The sequence below is a fragment of the Pseudomonas khavaziana genome (assembly GCF_036704165.1).
Taxonomy (GTDB): Bacteria; Pseudomonadota; Gammaproteobacteria; order Pseudomonadales; family Pseudomonadaceae; genus Aquipseudomonas; species Aquipseudomonas khavaziana.
Genome location: NZ_CP129946.1, coordinates 6,021,273 through 6,036,713, shown reverse-complemented (window position 1 = coordinate 6,036,713; position 15,441 = coordinate 6,021,273). Strand labels below are relative to the sequence as shown.

Annotated in this window: 13 protein-coding genes; 9 read left to right on the top strand and 4 right to left on the bottom strand. The window is 59.7% G+C overall.

Features of this window, described 5'->3' with window-relative positions; translation table 11 throughout:
• Positions 1 to 93 precede the first annotated feature (93 nt).
• The 3 genes from QYQ93_RS27000 (at position 94) to QYQ93_RS26990 (ending at position 2,905) form a co-directional block, all read left to right on the top strand.
• Positions 94 to 1,038: a GlxA family transcriptional regulator gene (locus tag QYQ93_RS27000; protein WP_043046157.1), complete on the top strand. Its 945-nt coding sequence runs from the start codon at positions 94 to 96 to the stop codon at positions 1,036 to 1,038.
• A 68-nt stretch (positions 1,039 to 1,106) separates the two neighbouring features.
• The gene (locus QYQ93_RS26995) at positions 1,107 to 2,285 is read left to right on the top strand and encodes an AAA family ATPase (RefSeq protein WP_338475875.1); all 1,179 of its coding nucleotides are present in this window, start codon (positions 1,107 to 1,109) and stop codon (positions 2,283 to 2,285) included.
• Between the two features lie 191 nt (positions 2,286 to 2,476).
• Positions 2,477 to 2,905 carry a hypothetical protein gene (locus QYQ93_RS26990; RefSeq protein WP_043046155.1) on the top strand — a complete coding sequence of 143 codons (429 nt, stop codon included), beginning with the start codon at positions 2,477 to 2,479 and terminating at the stop codon, positions 2,903 to 2,905.
• A 6-nt stretch (positions 2,906 to 2,911) separates the two neighbouring features.
• On the opposite strand, the gene QYQ93_RS26985 is transcribed toward QYQ93_RS26990, so the two are convergent.
• Complete coding sequence (locus tag QYQ93_RS26985; RefSeq protein ID WP_043046154.1) at positions 2,912 to 3,328, bottom strand: DUF3010 family protein; 417 nt, start codon at positions 3,326 to 3,328, stop codon at positions 2,912 to 2,914.
• A gap of 41 nt (positions 3,329 to 3,369) precedes the next feature.
• Positions 3,370 to 3,771 carry a lysozyme inhibitor LprI family protein gene (locus tag QYQ93_RS26980; protein ID WP_043046153.1) on the bottom strand — a complete coding sequence of 134 codons (402 nt, stop codon included), beginning with the start codon at positions 3,769 to 3,771 and terminating at the stop codon, positions 3,370 to 3,372.
• 218 nt (positions 3,772 to 3,989) lie between these two features.
• Here QYQ93_RS26980 and QYQ93_RS26975 point away from each other — a divergent pair, with 218 nt between their 5' ends.
• From QYQ93_RS26975 to QYQ93_RS26950, 6 genes are all read left to right on the top strand, one after another.
• Entirely contained in the window at positions 3,990 to 4,967 is a 978-nt protein-coding gene (locus tag QYQ93_RS26975; protein ID WP_338475874.1) for a dipeptidase, read from the top strand.
• Between the two features lie 75 nt (positions 4,968 to 5,042).
• On the top strand, positions 5,043 to 5,573 hold the full coding sequence (locus QYQ93_RS26970) for a DUF5943 domain-containing protein (RefSeq protein WP_003194877.1): 531 nt from the start codon (positions 5,043 to 5,045) through the stop codon (positions 5,571 to 5,573).
• A 15-nt stretch (positions 5,574 to 5,588) separates the two neighbouring features.
• A complete protein-coding gene (dgcA, locus tag QYQ93_RS26965; RefSeq protein WP_043046149.1) occupies positions 5,589 to 7,649 on the top strand; it encodes a dimethylglycine demethylation protein DgcA in 2,061 nt (686 codons plus the stop codon).
• Between the two features lie 172 nt (positions 7,650 to 7,821).
• Entirely contained in the window at positions 7,822 to 9,765 is a 1,944-nt protein-coding gene (gene dgcB, locus QYQ93_RS26960) for a dimethylglycine demethylation protein DgcB (RefSeq protein WP_338475873.1), read from the top strand.
• Positions 9,765 to 10,985, top strand: coding sequence for an electron transfer flavoprotein subunit alpha/FixB family protein (locus QYQ93_RS26955; protein WP_338475872.1), 1,221 nt, complete (start codon positions 9,765 to 9,767; stop codon positions 10,983 to 10,985). The genes dgcB and QYQ93_RS26955 overlap by 1 nt, the downstream gene beginning before the upstream one ends.
• A gap of 10 nt (positions 10,986 to 10,995) precedes the next feature.
• Positions 10,996 to 11,766, top strand: a complete 771-nt coding sequence (locus QYQ93_RS26950; protein ID WP_338475871.1) for an electron transfer flavoprotein subunit beta — start codon at positions 10,996 to 10,998, stop codon at positions 11,764 to 11,766.
• Between the two features lie 93 nt (positions 11,767 to 11,859).
• Here QYQ93_RS26950 and QYQ93_RS26945 read toward each other — a convergent pair whose 3' ends face one another.
• Positions 11,860 to 13,371: a lytic polysaccharide monooxygenase gene (locus QYQ93_RS26945; protein WP_338475870.1), complete on the bottom strand. Its 1,512-nt coding sequence runs from the start codon at positions 13,369 to 13,371 to the stop codon at positions 11,860 to 11,862.
• 760 nt (positions 13,372 to 14,131) lie between these two features.
• On the bottom strand, positions 14,132 to 15,427 hold the full coding sequence (gene gbcA / locus QYQ93_RS26940) for a glycine-betaine demethylase subunit GbcA (protein ID WP_043046145.1): 1,296 nt from the start codon (positions 15,425 to 15,427) through the stop codon (positions 14,132 to 14,134).
• Positions 15,428 to 15,441 lie beyond the last annotated feature (14 nt).

Genomic DNA, 15,441 nt, shown 5'->3' with positions numbered 1-15,441 from the left:
CGACTCTTGCACTGCAGCGACCTGTGCTCTTGAATGGCTGATTGAACTGGCGTATCACAGTGACCACGCTGCCCGTACTACGAGAGCGCCACCATGTCCCAGGATTTCTACTTCTTGCTGATGCCGGGTTTTTCGGCCATCGGCTTTATTTCCGCACTGGAACCGCTGCGGGTCGCCAACCGCTTTCGCGGCGAGCTGTACCGTTGGCATATATTGAGCGCCGATGGCGGCGCGGTGCTGGCGAGCAATGGCATGTCGGTCAACGCTGATGCTGCACTGGAGCCGCTGAAAAAGGGCGCGACGTTGTTGGTGGTGGCCGGCTTCGAACCCTTGCAGTTCGCCACGCCGGCCCTGGAACACTGGCTGCGTCGTCTCGACCACGACGCAGTGACCCTCGGTGCCATCGACACTGGGGCCTGCGTGCTGGCCGAGGCGGGCCTGCTCGACGGTCACCGCCTGACCCTGCACTGGGAAGCCATCGACGCCTTCAAAGAGTCCTATCCACACCTAAGCGTGACCCAGGAACTGTTCGAAATAGACCGCCGCCGCATCACCTGCGCCGGCGGCACCGCGTCCATCGACCTGATGCTCGACCTGATCGCCCAGGCCCACGGCCCGGAGTTGGCGATCCAGGTCTCGGAGCAATTCGTGCTCGGCCGCATCCGCCCACGCAAAGACCACCAGCGCATGCAGATCGCCACGCGCTATGGCATCAACAACAAGAAGTTGGTGCAGGTGATTGGCGAGATGGAGCAACACACTGAACCGCCCCTGAGCACCCTGGCCCTGGCCGAGGCGATCAAAGTTACCCGGCGCCAGTTGGAACGGCTGTTTCGTCTGCACCTGAACGACACGCCGAGCAACTTCTACCTCGGCCTGCGCCTGGAGAAAGCCCGGAAACTGCTGCGCCAGAGCGGCATGAGTGTGCTGGAGGTGAGCATTGCGTGCGGTTTTGAGTCGCCGTCGTATTTCACCCGTAGCTATCGAGCCAGGTTTTCCAAGTGCCCGAGAGAGGATCGGCGACGGGAGATGGTTTGACGGGCAATTATAGTTAATTATACTCGCAGCTATAATTTATAGGCTCCTCCATAATTGAGTATAAAACCATGTCCAAGCACAGCGGCTTTGTGTTCCGCCGCCCCACCTTGGCAAGCAGCATTGCCGATGGCCTGGTGGGGGCCGGTATCCAGGATTTCACTTCTGGCCTGTTTCTCGCGGCCCCGCGCCGTACGGGCAAAAGTACGTTTCTGCGTGAAGATCTCGTCCCGCAATGTCAAGCCCGTGGCTGGTTGGTTGTGTATGTCGACCTGTGGGCCGACAAGGAAAAAGATCCTGCCGACCTGATCGCCAGTGCTATCGCCGGTGCCTTGGTGCCCTTTGAAAAGGGTGTACGCAAGCTGGCGAAAAATATCGGTATCGAAAAACTCAGTTTTTTACGCACGTTGTCCTGGGATTTCACCACGCCGCAACTACCGGCCGGGGCGACGCTTACGCAAGCGCTGGAGTTACTCCACAGCGCCGCCGAAAAAACCGTGGTGCTGGTGATCGATGAGGCGCAACACGCGCTGACCACTGAGGCTGGCCTCAATTCGATGTATGCACTCAAGGCCGCGCGCGATCAGCTCAATCAGGGCCGCGAAGGCGAGGGCAGTGGCTTGCGCCTGGTGTTTACCGGCTCTAACCGCGACAAGCTCGCGCATTTGGTGCTGGGTAAAAGCCAACCGTTTTTCGGCTCCAGCATCACGCCGTTCCCCTTGCTGGGCAAAGAGTTCACCCAAGCTTACACGGCGCACCTCAACGCTCATCTGGCCAAGACCAACCAGTTCAAAGCGGCGGATATCGACGAAGCGTTTGAGTTGGTAGGCCGTCGTCCCGAGATGCTGCGCACCATCATTGGTGAAGTGGCACTGGAACTGGGGGAGGCGAGCAACCTGGGCCAACTGTTGCACAGTCGCGCCGAACTGCTACGCGCCGGGGTGTGGACCGAATTCGAAAGCGCCTGGAACGCCCTGACCGTCCCGCAACGTGCCGTGTTGGAAGTGATGGTGGAGCGTTCACACGCCAATGAGCCATTTGCGCCATTCTCTGACAGCACCCTTACGGCGGTCAGCAAGAAACTGGCGGATATGGGCAGTGACGTGGTGCCGGGCACCCAGACCATCCAGGCGTGTATCGACGCCTTGCGCGACAAGGAGCTGGTGTGGAAGTCGAGCCGGGGAGGCTATGCCTTGGAGGACAAGTCGTTCGGTGATTGGCTACGGCATAAAAGCCGTACATCACATTAAGACAGTGTCAGACGTATCTTGTACGGAACGTCCAAAAAGCTGTCGGAAGTTTCTTGTTTTTTGCCGTTAACTACGACCTATAGAAAGAGCCTGCTAACGTCCAAGGGTCTCCATGTTGCTTCTGGCCAAGTGCTTTGAAAATCGAAGCGCCTACGCCAGGAGCGCCACTACGTAACCCCTGAGAGGTTGGCATGCTGAAAAAACTCGTTGCTGTGATGGCCCTCGTTTCCACTCCGTTGTGGGCTGCCCAGGCGCCAGTGCCTTTTACTGGCGCCGATTACAGCGGGCGTTATGAATGTAACGGCCAGGATAAACATATCGGCAACTTCAAGGGCGTTGTCGAGATGAAACTCGATGCCAAACAAAGCACTGGCAAGTACGCCGCCTATACCTTCACCCTGACCCTGGAGGACAAGTCCCGCTATGAAGGCATGGCCGCCGGCACCTCGGATACGCTGGGCATCTACTTTGCCCACACCGATCCGGCCTTGAAAGACTTTGGCGTGGGCGTGGCACAAGTAACGCCGACCCCGGAAGGCAAAGTCTCCTTCGTTAAATACTATTACGGTCCTGAATACGAAGGCGGCGGGCACGGCTTGGAGCACTGCGTCAAAAGCTGATCGCGGTTATTTCTTCATCAGGCATGAGCACGCGGTCTTATAGGCTTCGTGCTGATACTTGTTGAGCGTCGCCGGCAGGTCAAAGGTGTGCTTCTTGTTTTGCGCATTGATGGTCTGCGGCGACAGCAGCGTCACCTCAACCCCCTCCAGCAATTGAAACACCCCTTCAATCTTGAACGTCGTCGGGCCGCCGGCGAATTCACCTTTCTTGCTGCGCTTCTTGATCGCGATGCGCTGGATGCTGTTGTCCTGCACGAAGGCCTTTACCTGGGCGGCGAAGGCTTTGACGTTGGCGGCCTCATCGTCGTCATCCAGGGCGATTTTCTTGGTGGCCAGGGCGACGTGGGTCAGCGTCTGGTGGTCCAGGGCGGCGAGGGCGATGATGGCTTCGCTGCCTTTGATTTCGATGCCGCAGAGGGTCATGGATGGCCTTGGTCAGAAAGAGAATGGTGAGGGATTGTCGCTTATTCCTGCCCAATCGACTCCAAAAACTCCGACCGTTCATCACTCATCCGTGCCAGGCAATCATTCTGCGCAATCGCGTATTCCTTGCTGCCATTCACCGCCGGAAAGGTGTCCACCGCGCAATCGGCGTCACGCAATTTTTCCCATTTCTGCTGGGCGTCCTTCAGACGTGCGGTAATGTCGGCCAGCTTGGTCTTGTCGCTGCCATAGATCGAACCCATGCGTTCCAGCAGGCCCTGGTAGTTATCCTTGAGCAGTTGCTCGGCAGTGGTTTTGTTGTAGGCGGCGCAGGCCAGGGTCTGTTTGTCGTTTTCGATGCCGTCGCACGGTGTGCTGTCGGTGTCTTCGGCTGCGTGGGCGGTGGTTGCGATGAGTGCCAAAGCCAGGAAAATCGATTTCATTGCGCCGTCTCATATCAGGTGATGCGCAATTCTGGCTCAAGCGTAAGACAAAGAACAGCCGCCCAGCAGGCATGTCTACATAGCCTTTGTCGCGGATTGACGCTTTCGGCAATTCCCCTGTCGTTTTTGCACCCGGCTCGGGTTGTCCCTGGGCATATGCTGGCCCCAAAGCGCCGGCATACGATTCGGCGCATGAATCGCCAATAAGGGGACGCCTGATGAGCCCAGCCGAATTGCACGCCGACAGCATCGTTATCGACGGGCTGATCATTGCCAAGTGGAACCGCGACCTGTTCGAGGACATGCGCAAAGGTGGCCTGACCGCTGCCAACTGCACCGTGTCGGTGTGGGAAGGGTTCCAGGCCACGATCAATAACATTGTTGCCAGCCAGACCCTGATCCGTGAGAACGGCGACCTGGTGATCCCGGTAAAAACCACCGCCGACATCCGCCGCGCCAAGGAACAAGGCAAGACCGGCATCATCTTCGGCTTCCAGAATGCCCATGCGTTTGAAGACCAGCTCGGCTACGTGGAGATCTTCAAGCAGCTCGGCGTGGGGGTGGTGCAGATGTGCTACAACACCCAGAACCTGGTGGGCACCGGCTGCTATGAGCGCGATGGCGGCTTGTCGGGTTTCGGTCGCGAAATCGTCGGCGAGATGAACCGCGTGGGCATTATGTGCGACCTGTCACACGTCGGGTCCAAAACCTCCGAGGAGGTGATCCTCGAGTCTAAAAAGCCGGTGTGTTACTCCCACTGCCTGCCGTCGGGCCTCAAGGAGCACCCGCGCAACAAGTCCGATGAAGAGCTCAAGTTCATCGCTGACCATGGCGGTTTTGTCGGCGTGACCATGTTCGCGCCGTTCCTGGCCAAGGGTATCGACTCGACCATCGAAGATTACGCCGAAGCCATCGAATACACCATGAATATCGTCGGCGAAGACGCCATCGGCATCGGCACCGATTTCACCCAGGGTCATGGCCAGGATTTCTTTGAAATGCTGACCCATGACAAGGGCTACGCCCGCCGCCTGACCAGCTTCGGCAAGATCATCAACCCGCTGGGCATCCGCACCGTGGGCGAGTTCCCCAACCTCACCGAAACCCTGCTCAAACGCGGCCACAGCGAGCGCGTGGTACGCAAGATCATGGGCGAGAACTGGGTCAACGTGCTCAAGGACGTCTGGGGCGAATAAGCCACCACTGACACTTCTTCCCCCCGCCATCCGACGCCGGGGGCATCAAAACAAATTTTCTGGAGTTAAGTTTCCATGGCCAAGATCGCCCCGCAATTACCTATCGAAGTTGACAGCGAAACCGGTGTCTGGACCTCTGATGCCCTGCCGATGCTGTACGTGCCGCGGCATTTCTTCGTCAATAACCACATGGGTATCGAAGAAGTACTGGGCGCCGACGCCTATGCCGAAATCCTTTATAAGGCCGGCTACAAATCCGCCTGGCACTGGTGTGAAAAAGAAGCCGAATGCCACGGCCTGGAAGGTGTAGCGGTGTTCGAGCACTACATGAAGCGCCTGTCGCAGCGCGGCTGGGGCCTGTTCAAGATCCAGGACATCGACCTGGATAAAGGCACCGCCAGCGTCAAGCTTGAGCACTCGGCGTTCGTCTACGTGTACGGCAAGGTCGGGCGCAAAGTCGACTACATGTTCACCGGCTGGTTTGCCGGGGCCATGGACCAGATTCTGCAAGCGCGCGGCAGCAACATCCGCACCGTCGCCGAACAAGTCTACGGAGGCTCCGAAGAGGGCCACGATGATGGTTTGTTCACCGTCAAGCCGTTGTAAGCCGAGGACCGTGCCATGGCTTTCGAAGCAATGTTCCAGCCGATTCAGATCGGCAAACTGACTATCCGCAACCGCGTACTCAGCACTGCCCATGCCGAGGTGTATGCCACCGACGGCGGCATGACCACCGACCGCTATGTGAAGTACTACGAAGAGAAAGCCAAGGGCGGTATTGGCCTGGCGATCTGCGGCGGCTCCTCGGTGGTGGCCATCGACAGCCCCCAGGAGTGGTGGAGCTCGGTGAACCTGGCTACCGACCGCATCATCCCGCACTTCCAGAACCTGGCCGACGCCATGCACAAGCATGGCGCCAAGATCATGATCCAGATAACCCACATGGGCCGTCGCTCGCGTTGGGACGGCTTCAATTGGCCGACCCTGATGTCGCCGTCCGGCGTACGTGAGCCGGTGCACCGTGCCACCTGCAAGACCATCGAGCCGGAAGAAATCTGGCGTGTGATCGGCAACTACGCCCAGGCCGCGCGGCGTGCCAAGGCTGGTGGACTGGACGGTGTGGAGTTGTCTGCGGTGCACCAGCACATGATCGACCAATTCTGGAGCCCTCGGGTCAACAAGCGTACCGATGAATGGGGCGGTTCTTTCGAAGGCCGCATGAAGTTCGGCCTGGAAGTCTTGAAAGCCGTGCGTGCAGAAGTCGGTGATGACTTCTGCGTGGGCATGCGCCTGTGCGGTGACGAATTCCATCCAGACGGCCTGTCCCATGAGGACATGAAGCAGATCGCCAAGTATTACGACGACACCGGCATGCTCGATTTCATCGGCGTGGTGGGCTCGGGTTGCGATACCCACAACACCCTGGCCAACGTCATCCCGAACATGAGCTATCCGCCGGAGCCTTTCCTGCACCTGGCGGCCGGCATCAAGGAAGTGGTCAAGGTTCCGGTGCTGCACGCGCAGAACATCAAGGACCCGAACCAGGCCACGCGCATTCTGGAAGGCGGCTATGTGGACATGGTCGGCATGACCCGTGCGCATATCGCCGACCCGCACCTGATCGCCAAGATCAAGATGGGCCAGATCGACCAGATCAAGCAGTGCGTGGGCGCCAACTACTGCATCGACCGCCAGTATCAGGGCCTGGATGTACTGTGCATCCAGAACGCCGCGACCTCCCGTGAATACATGGGCGTGCCGCACATCATCGAAAAAACCACCGGGCCTAAACGCAAAGTCGTGGTGGTCGGTGCCGGCCCGGCCGGGATGGAAGCTGCGCGGGTCGCCGCCGAACGTGGTCACGACGTGACTCTGCTCGAGAAGAAAGAATTTATCGGCGGGCAGATCACCACTGCCTCGAAAGCCCCGCAACGCGACCAGATCGCCGGCATTACGCGCTGGTACCAACTGGAGCTGGCACGCTTGAAAGTCGACCTGCGCCTGGGCGTGGCGGCGGATGCCGAGACCATCCTGGACCTGCGTCCGGATGTAGTGGTGCTGGCCGTCGGCGGACATCCGTTCATCGAGCAGAACGAGCACTGGGGTGCCGCCGAAGGTTTGGTGGTGAGCAGTTGGGATGTACTCGACGGCAAAGTCGCGCCAGGCAAGAACGTGCTGGTGTACGACACCATCTGTGAGTTCACCGGCATGTCGGTGGCCGACTTCCTGGCCGACAAAGGCTGCCAGGTGGAAATCGTCACCGATGACATCAAACCCGGCGTGGCAGTTGGCGGTACGTCGTTCCCGACTTACTACCGCAGCATGTACCCCAAGGAAGTGATCATGACCGGCGACATGATGCTGGAAAAGGTCTATCGCGAGGGCGACAAGCTGGTGGCTGTGCTGGAGAACGAATACACCGGCGCCAAAGAGGAACGGGTGGTCGACCAGGTGGTGGTGGAGAACGGCGTGCGTCCGGACGAAGCCATCTATTACGGGCTCAAGGAAGGGTCGCGCAACAAGGGCCAGATCGACGTCGAAGCCTTGTTTGCGATCAAGCCGCAACCGTGCCTGAGCGAGGCGGGCGAGGGGTACTTGCTGTTCCGCATCGGTGACTGTGTGGCGCAGCGTAATACCCACGCTGCGATCTATGACGCCCTGCGCCTGTGCAAGGATTTCTGACCCGACACCGAACCAATGTGGGACTGGGTCCAAATGTGGGAGGGGGCTTGCTCCCGATAGCGGTGGGTCAGCTACAACAGTATCAACTGACACTCCGCCATCGGGAGCAAGCCCCCTCCCACATTCAAGGCCAGTTTCACAGTAGACCTGTGTGGTCTGTGGGAGCTTCATCATGTTGAACACCTTGCTGCCAATCCTCTTGTTTGCTGCCCTGGGCCTTGCGGTCCTTGGCGCCCTGCGCCGCGTGAACATGTGGCGCCGTGGGCGTGCATCCAAAGTCGACTTGCTTGGCGGTCTTTTGGCCATGCCCAAGCGCTACATGGTCGACCTGCACCACGTTGTCGCCCGCGACAAATACATCGCCAACACCCACGTCGCCACGGCGCTTGGCTTTGTGTTGTCGGCGCTGCTGGCGATTGTGGTGCACGGCTTCGGCCTGCAGAGCCGCATTCTTGGCTATGCGCTGCTGCTGGCGTCGACATTGATGTTTGTCGGCGCGATCTTTATGTACCTGCGCCGCCGCAATCCGCCAGCGCGCCTGTCCAAAGGCCCGTGGATGCGCCTGCCGAAGAGCCTGATGGCTTTCTCGGTGAGCTTCTTCCTGGTGACCTTGCCGGTGGCCGGGATCCTGCCAGCGGACTTCGGCGGTTGGCTGCTCGCTGCGCTATTGAGTGTGGGCGTGCTGTGGGGCGTGTCCGAGATGTTCTTCGGCATGACCTGGGGTGGGCCGATGAAGCACGCCTTCGCCGGCGCCCTGCACCTGGCTTGGCACCGTCGCGCCGAGCGCTTTGGCGGTGGCCGCTCCACGGGGTTGAAACCCCTGGACCTCAGCGATAAATCTGCACCGCTGGGCGTGGAAAAACCCAAGGATTTCGCCTGGAACCAACTGCTTGGTTTCGACGCCTGCGTACAGTGCGGCAAATGCGAAGCCGCGTGCCCGGCGTTCGCTGCCGGCCAGCCGCTGAACCCGAAAAAGCTGATCCAGGACATGGTGGTCGGCCTGGCCGGCGGTACCGATGCCAAGTTCGCCGGCAGCCCGTATCCGGGCAAGCCCATAGGTGAGCATGGCGGCAACCCCCATCAACCGATCGTCAATGGTTTGGTGGACGCCGAGACCTTGTGGTCGTGCACCACCTGCCGCGCCTGTGTGGAAGAGTGCCCGATGATGATCGAGCACGTGGACGCCATCGTCGACATGCGCCGTCACCTGACCCTGGAAAAAGGCGCCACGCCGAACAAGGGCGCCGAAGTCCTGGAAAACCTGATCGCCACCGATAACCCGGGCGGCTTCGCACCTGGCGGCCGGCTGAACTGGGCCGCGGACTTGAACCTGCCGCTGCTGAGCGACAAAGGCAGCTGCGAGGTGCTCTTCTGGGTCGGTGATGGTGCCTTTGACATGCGCAACCAGCGCACCCTGCGCGCATTCGTCAAAGTGCTCAAGGCCGCCAAGGTCGACTTCGCGGTGCTCGGCCTGGAAGAGCGCGACAGCGGAGACGTAGCGCGGCGCCTGGGCGACGAGGCGACTTTCCAACTGCTGGCCTCACGCAATATCCAGACCCTGGCCAAGTACAGCTTCAAGCGTATCGTCACCTGCGACCCCCATAGTTTCCATGTGCTGAAAAACGAGTACGGTGCGTTCAACGGCAATTACCTCGTGCAACACCACAGCACCTTCATGGCCGAGCTGATCGGCGATGGCGCGCTGAACCTGGGCCAGCACAAAGGCAACAGCGTGACCTACCACGACCCTTGTTACCTGGGCCGCTACAACGGCGAATACGAGGCGCCGCGCCAAGTGCTTCGGGCGTTGGGGATCGAGGTCAAGGAAATGCAACGTTCGGGCTTCCGTTCGCGCTGCTGCGGTGGTGGTGGCGGCGCGCCGATCACCGATATTCCCGGCAAGCAACGTATCCCGGATATGCGCATGGATGACATCCGCGAAACCGGCGCCGAGCTGGTGGCTGTAGGTTGCCCGCAATGTACGGCGATGCTTGAGGGCGTGGTCGAACCACGGCCATTGATCAAAGACATCGCGGAGCTGGTGGCCGACGCTTTGCTTGAGGACCCGGCACCGATCAAGACCCCGATCAAACGTGAACCTGCGGAGGTGCACTGATGAGCGACATTATCCGCCGTGACCCACGGGCCGAATGGATCGCCCGTAACCGCCTGCACCCGCTGCATGCGGCCATGCAGCCGGTACAACACAGTTGGATGGGCCCTAACGGGATCATCCGCAAGAATGTGCATGGCGTCGGTTTTATCGGCCCCAACGGCATCAAGCGTATCGACCGCAGCGGCGCCCAGCAGGGCGGCGCAGCCAAGCGCACGGCAGCAGTAGAAGTGCAATTACCGCTGCATCAGGTGCCAGCGCCTGCGTTCTACATCAACGTGGTGCCGGACATGGTCGGTGGCCGCCTGAGCAGCCACGACCGTGACCTGCTTGGCCTGGCGCGGCAACTGGCCGGCAGCGACGGCGCAGTGCTGGCGGTGGTGTTCGGCGAACACAAGGAAGCCGGGTTTTCCACAGCCGGCGTCGACCGCCTGCTGGTGTTGGAGGGCCATGAATTCGACGGTTATTCACCCGAGCAGCGTGTGCAAGGTTTGCGTGCTGTGGATAACCAGTTCAACCCGCGTCACTGGTTGCTGCCGGATAGCCGCAGTGGCGGTGGCGAGTTGGGCCGGCGCTTTGCCGCCAGCCTCAAGGAGCGCCCGGCCACGCGGGTGTGGCAAATCAAGGATCAATCGTGCATCGGCCGCGCCGGCGCAGGTCAGGAAGACTTGGCCCGACCACTGCCACGCTTGATTCTGGCTGCTGCCGAATGTGCCGACCCGGTCAGTGATACACGCCATGAAGTGTTGCCCGTGGAGTTATCCACAAGCCTGGCGCGCAGCCTGCCACGCATCGAAGATCTCGGCGCGGTAGCGGTGGACCCGGCGGCGATTCCCATGGCCGAGGCCGAGTTCATTTTCTCCGGCGGCAACGGCGTCAAGGACTGGGCGCTGTTCCATCAGACCGCCGCGGCCCTGGGCGCCACCGAAGGCGCCTCGCGGGTGGCAGTGGACGATGGCTTCATGGCGCGTGATCGGCAGGTGGGCGCCAGCGGCACCTGGGTCACGGCGAGGGTATACGTGGCCGTGGGCATCTCCGGGGCGATCCAGCACCTGCAGGGCATCGGTGCCTGTGACAAGGTGGTTGCGATCAACCTGGACCCGGGTTGCGACATGATCAAGCGTGCCGACCTGTCGGTAATCGGCGAGAGCGCCGCGATTCTGCAAGCCTTGATCGACGCGGTCGAGGCCTACCGCAACGGCGCCAAGCGCGATGCAGCTTAGGGACATGACCATGACAAGTAACGTAATCAGCCTGGTGTCCATCGGCGCCCACCCTACCTCCGGGCGACCACGGCGTGCCGAGCAGGACGCGCGCGCCGTCGAGCTGGGCCTGCAGTTGGCCGGAGATAAGTTGCAAGTGCTGCACGCTGGCAACATCGCCGAGCCGACCTTGCGCAGCTACCTGGGCATGGGCCTGGCGCAACTGCAGGTACTGGAACAACCACCAGGTTCCGATGCCTTGCCGGTACTCAGTGAGTATCTGCGCGATGCCGGTGCCCAAGTGGTACTTACCGGCAGCCAGGCCGAAACCGGCGAAGGCTCGGGAATGCTGCCGTATCTGTTGGCCGAACAATTGGGCTGGCCGCTGATTGTAGGGTTGGCCCAGGTGGAGTCCATCGACGCTGGCATAGCCCACGTGTTGCAGGCGTTGCCCCGTGGGCAGCGACGGCGCTTGAAAGTGCGTCTGCCGTTTCTCGCGACGGTGGATAACGCCGCGCCCAAGCCCCGCCAGAGCGCCTATGGCCCGGCTCAACGCGGGGAGCTGGCGGCCCATGAAGTCGAGATCGAGCAGGATGAGTTATTCACAGGGGCGCAACTGCAACCAGCCAAGCCGCGACCCAAGCGCCTCAAGGTGATCAAGGCCAAGAGTGGCGCCGACCGTATGAAAGCGGCGACGGCCAAGGCCAGCGGAGGCGGTGGACGAGTGCTCAAGGGCGTCAGCAATGAAGAGGGCGCCCAGGCGATTCTCCAATTACTGCTTGAGGAGGGCGTGGTTCGCTGAGCAGTGGGGGGAACGCAGGTGCCGCATTCAAGTGATACAGGGCAAAAAACGCCGCACGGTCTGTGCGGCGTAGTGAGGCGGGGATACGTGGTCTTATTGCTCGTCCCACGCCTCTTGCCAGGCCAGGCCCTTGCCGGGCTCGTAATATTGTGGCGATCCTGAGCACCACGCGGCGTATTTGCACTTATAGTTTTTACCCTGATGGGAGTAGGTTTTGCCCGCTTCGTGTAGACCTCCCGGCACATAGGCCGGGTACTGTCCAGGGTCTGCGGGGAGAACGGTAAAGCCAAATTCAGCCGTGTCGGTTTTGCCATTTTCCTGGTCTTTAACCGTCAGCCTTGCCTTGAGCGGTGTCGGTTCGGAAACCGTTTGGGCTTGGCCACTGACTGTCGCAGCGTCTTCTGCGCCAGTCATGCCCGGAACTGCCCACTCATAACGCACAGGGCCGTTGGCGCCAGTCGATTGCGTACCGCTGAACGTAAAGGCCTGTCCCGATTTCAGGGATGTCGGGCCGTTGATGCGTGCCACCGGTGGCGCCGGATCCACCGGGCCGGGATCTTGCCCGGCAATAATCGACATCGCCTGGCTGTAATCTTTTACCGTGGCAAACGTCGCGTTGATCAGCGGGTTTTGCTGGTTGAACACGATATCCTGGCCATTTCGCTCGCCAATTCTGGCAATGGCGGGATCGATTTTATCGGCTATTTCCTTGCCCCATTTGCCGGGCGCCAAATTAGCCGTGGTGATCTTATGGGTGATATCCACCAGCTCCTTTCTCTCACCCTTGTTATCAAAGATGCGGAAGTGTACGGAGTCGCCTGGCTTCAGGGTCTGCATCTCTGCGGCGATAAATGTGCCGATATTGTGAAATTGCTCGGGTATGCTTCCTCCCTGGAAACTCACATCCGCACACGAGATAAAAAACTCTCCATTCGGGTCATTCCTTACCCAAATACCGACGATCAGGCCGTTACCCGATAGGCCCGTTGGAATCGTTCTGGCAATTTCGAAGAAACCTGCTGCCCCCGCTATTCTGGGTGGCGTCTGCCAGTCTGTCCTGGCGACAGTGAACGTCTCGACCTGGCCCAACTGCACCAGATCACTCCATTTCAGTGTGTCAGTGGCCGTATTGAAGCCGACCCTGCTGACAAACGCATAAAATTTGCTGGGCACGTGGGGAGCCGTACCGATCAGACGCATGGTCAATGAATGTCCGGGTACGACATCCGTCTTGGTCCAGTAGGGCGTAGGTTGGTCCAGGCTGGCTTTTCTAGGGTCATTTGCAGAACAGATCAGCCCATCTTTGATTACGGCCTTGATTTGATCCAGCGAGGGGTTGTTGATGCCAGGAATATGAGCGACTTCATTCCATTGTTGGGCTGCAAATACTTTTTCGGCGGGGGTGTTAAATATCCTGGCGGATTCTCGGCAACCCCTGTCGACGATGGCGGAGCCATCCTCGGATTGCCAGTAGCCCCCGGTTGCCTGGCAGTTCACTGCGCGTGACGGCGGAATGTCCAGCGAACCATGTGCCCACCCTACAAGCGGTAGCAGACACATCACCGCCAGCGCCCCTGTACCAAGTTTTTTCGTGAATATATTCATGCGCGTATTCCTTCAATTCAGATAGTCAGTTCCGAACTGCTGGAACGATCGATGTGTGTATCAAGTGCTGGGTCATTGCACCCGCACGGGCAGTCACCTCATCGGTTCGACGGGCTGCACACTGATGAGTGTAGATGAACGGCGAAACGGGGGCGGTGGCAAAGCGTCTGGCTGACTAAGTGTTACCCACAAACACTGTGAGCCTGGCTGTGGATAAGATGTTTGCTATTAGCTGCAGCCCTTATGAGACAAGGGGTTAGTGGCGTTGGTCAAAATTTGATCAAGGTCGCGTATTTGCCCTCTGAACATGTTGGATAGCTAGATTTATGCGAATCTGGCGTGCTTTTCCACAGCATTGCCAAAGTTGCCCCCAAGGTCTGTTGGCGGTTCTGTGGATAAGGTGTTTGCGTACCGCTGAAAGCCACGTAGGTTAAGGGCTTCAAAGAGTTGATCAATATTTGACCAGATGCTGCCTAAACTCTTGAACTTGATTAAGTCACGGATTTTCCTGAGTTAATTTGGGTAGCGCCAAGTACTTGCCCACAATAGCTGTGGGTGCCTCTGTGGATAAGTTGTTGGGCGAAGGCTGGAGGCCCCAACAGCAGAGGGCTTGGCTATTGTTGGTCGAATTTTGAACGGCTGAGAATTTAATGTAGGAGGGGGCTTGCCCCGATCGCAGTAGCTCAGCCAACTACGTCATTGGCTGGTGCGCCGCTATCGGGGGCAAGCCCCCTCCCACAGTTGGTCTACGGCATGTCAGTTATTCGTGTGCAGCCACACCTTTGAGGTACGGCGCTGGAGCCGCGCCCAGGTTGTTCAACATGCGCTCGCTGTACCAATCCACAAAGTTCACTACACCAAACTCATAGGTCTTGGAGTACGGGCCCGGCTGGTAAGCGGTGGAGTTGATGCCACGTTGGTTCTCTTCGGCCAGCCGACGGTCCTGGTCGTTGGTGGCGTCCCATACCTGGCGCATGCGCTCCACGTCGTAGTCCACGCCTTCCACGGCGTCCTTGTGCACGATCCACTTGGTGGTGACCATGGTTTCCTGGGCGCTGATCGGCCATACGGTGAACACAATGATGTGATCACCCATGCAGTGGTTCCAGGAGTGCGGCAGGTGCAGGATACGCATAGAGCCCAGGTCCGGGTTCTTGATACGGCCCATGAGCTTGGCGCAGCCCTGTTTGCCGTCCAGGGTCATGGACACGGTGCCCTTGAGCAGCGGCATGCGCACAATGCGGTTACGCAGGCCGAAGCTGGCGTGGGCGTAAGGAATCTTCTCCGCATCCCAGGCGGCGGCCGAGGCAGCCACGTGGTCCTTGAAGGCCTGGTCGGCGCGTGGGTCGGTGACATCGTCCCACTCCAACAGGGTCTTGAGCAGTTCGGGGTGCGACGCGTTGCAGTGGTAGCACTCGCGGTTGTTTTCCAGCACCAGCTTCCAGTTGGCTTTTTCGAACAAGGTGGTCTGGATCGCCACCTTGGTGTTTTCCATGTCGTAGGGTTCCATGTAGTGATTCAGGGTCGACAGGAAGTCATCGATGGCCGGCGGGTTCTCGGCCAGGCTGATAAAGATGTAGCCGCCGGCAGTCTTCACGTTCACCGGCTTGAGGCCGTACTGCTTCATGTCGAAGTCTGCGCCCATCTCGGTGCCGGCGAACAGCAGGCGACCGTCCAGCTCGTAGGTCCACTGATGGTAGTGGCAGACCAGCTTGGCGACCTTGCCCTTGTCGCTGGTGCACAAGCGTGAGCCACGGTGGCGGCACACGTTGTGGAATGCATGCACCACGCCTTCGGCGCCACGGATCACGATGATCGGGTTCTTGCCCACTTGCAGGGTCAGGTAGTTGCCCTTGGCGGGGATTTCGCAGGTCATGCCGGCGATCAACCACTCTTTCTGGAAGATCTCCTGCATGTCGATATCAAACAGCCGCTCATCAGAGTAAAACGGCTGCGGCAGCGAATAGGTGCGTTCGCGCTCGTGCAGCATTTGCGCGGTGGCCTTGCGTGCGGGTTCCAGCGGATCGCCCAAGCTTAAGGTTGCGGTGACGTCCATCGTATGTGTCCTCG

Bases quoted from the DNA above. Each gene is read 5' to 3' on its own strand.
- QYQ93_RS27000 (WP_043046157.1), top strand. From the start codon at position 94: ATGTCCCAGGATTTCTACTTCTTGCTGATGCCGGGTTTTTCGGCCATC.
- QYQ93_RS26995 (WP_338475875.1), top strand. From the start codon at position 1,107: ATGTCCAAGCACAGCGGCTTTGTGTTCCGCCGCCCCACCTTGGCAAGC.
- QYQ93_RS26990 (WP_043046155.1), top strand. From the start codon at position 2,477: ATGCTGAAAAAACTCGTTGCTGTGATGGCCCTCGTTTCCACTCCGTTG.
- QYQ93_RS26985 (WP_043046154.1), bottom strand. From the start codon at position 3,328: ATGACCCTCTGCGGCATCGAAATCAAAGGCAGCGAAGCCATCATCGCC.
- QYQ93_RS26980 (WP_043046153.1), bottom strand. From the start codon at position 3,771: ATGAAATCGATTTTCCTGGCTTTGGCACTCATCGCAACCACCGCCCAC.
- QYQ93_RS26975 (WP_338475874.1), top strand. From the start codon at position 3,990: ATGAGCCCAGCCGAATTGCACGCCGACAGCATCGTTATCGACGGGCTG.
- QYQ93_RS26970 (WP_003194877.1), top strand. From the start codon at position 5,043: ATGGCCAAGATCGCCCCGCAATTACCTATCGAAGTTGACAGCGAAACC.
- dgcA (WP_043046149.1), top strand. From the start codon at position 5,589: ATGGCTTTCGAAGCAATGTTCCAGCCGATTCAGATCGGCAAACTGACT.
- dgcB (WP_338475873.1), top strand. From the start codon at position 7,822: ATGTTGAACACCTTGCTGCCAATCCTCTTGTTTGCTGCCCTGGGCCTT.
- QYQ93_RS26955 (WP_338475872.1), top strand. From the start codon at position 9,765: ATGAGCGACATTATCCGCCGTGACCCACGGGCCGAATGGATCGCCCGT.
- QYQ93_RS26950 (WP_338475871.1), top strand. From the start codon at position 10,996: ATGACAAGTAACGTAATCAGCCTGGTGTCCATCGGCGCCCACCCTACC.
- QYQ93_RS26945 (WP_338475870.1), bottom strand. From the start codon at position 13,371: ATGAATATATTCACGAAAAAACTTGGTACAGGGGCGCTGGCGGTGATG.
- gbcA (WP_043046145.1), bottom strand. From the start codon at position 15,427: ATGGACGTCACCGCAACCTTAAGCTTGGGCGATCCGCTGGAACCCGCA.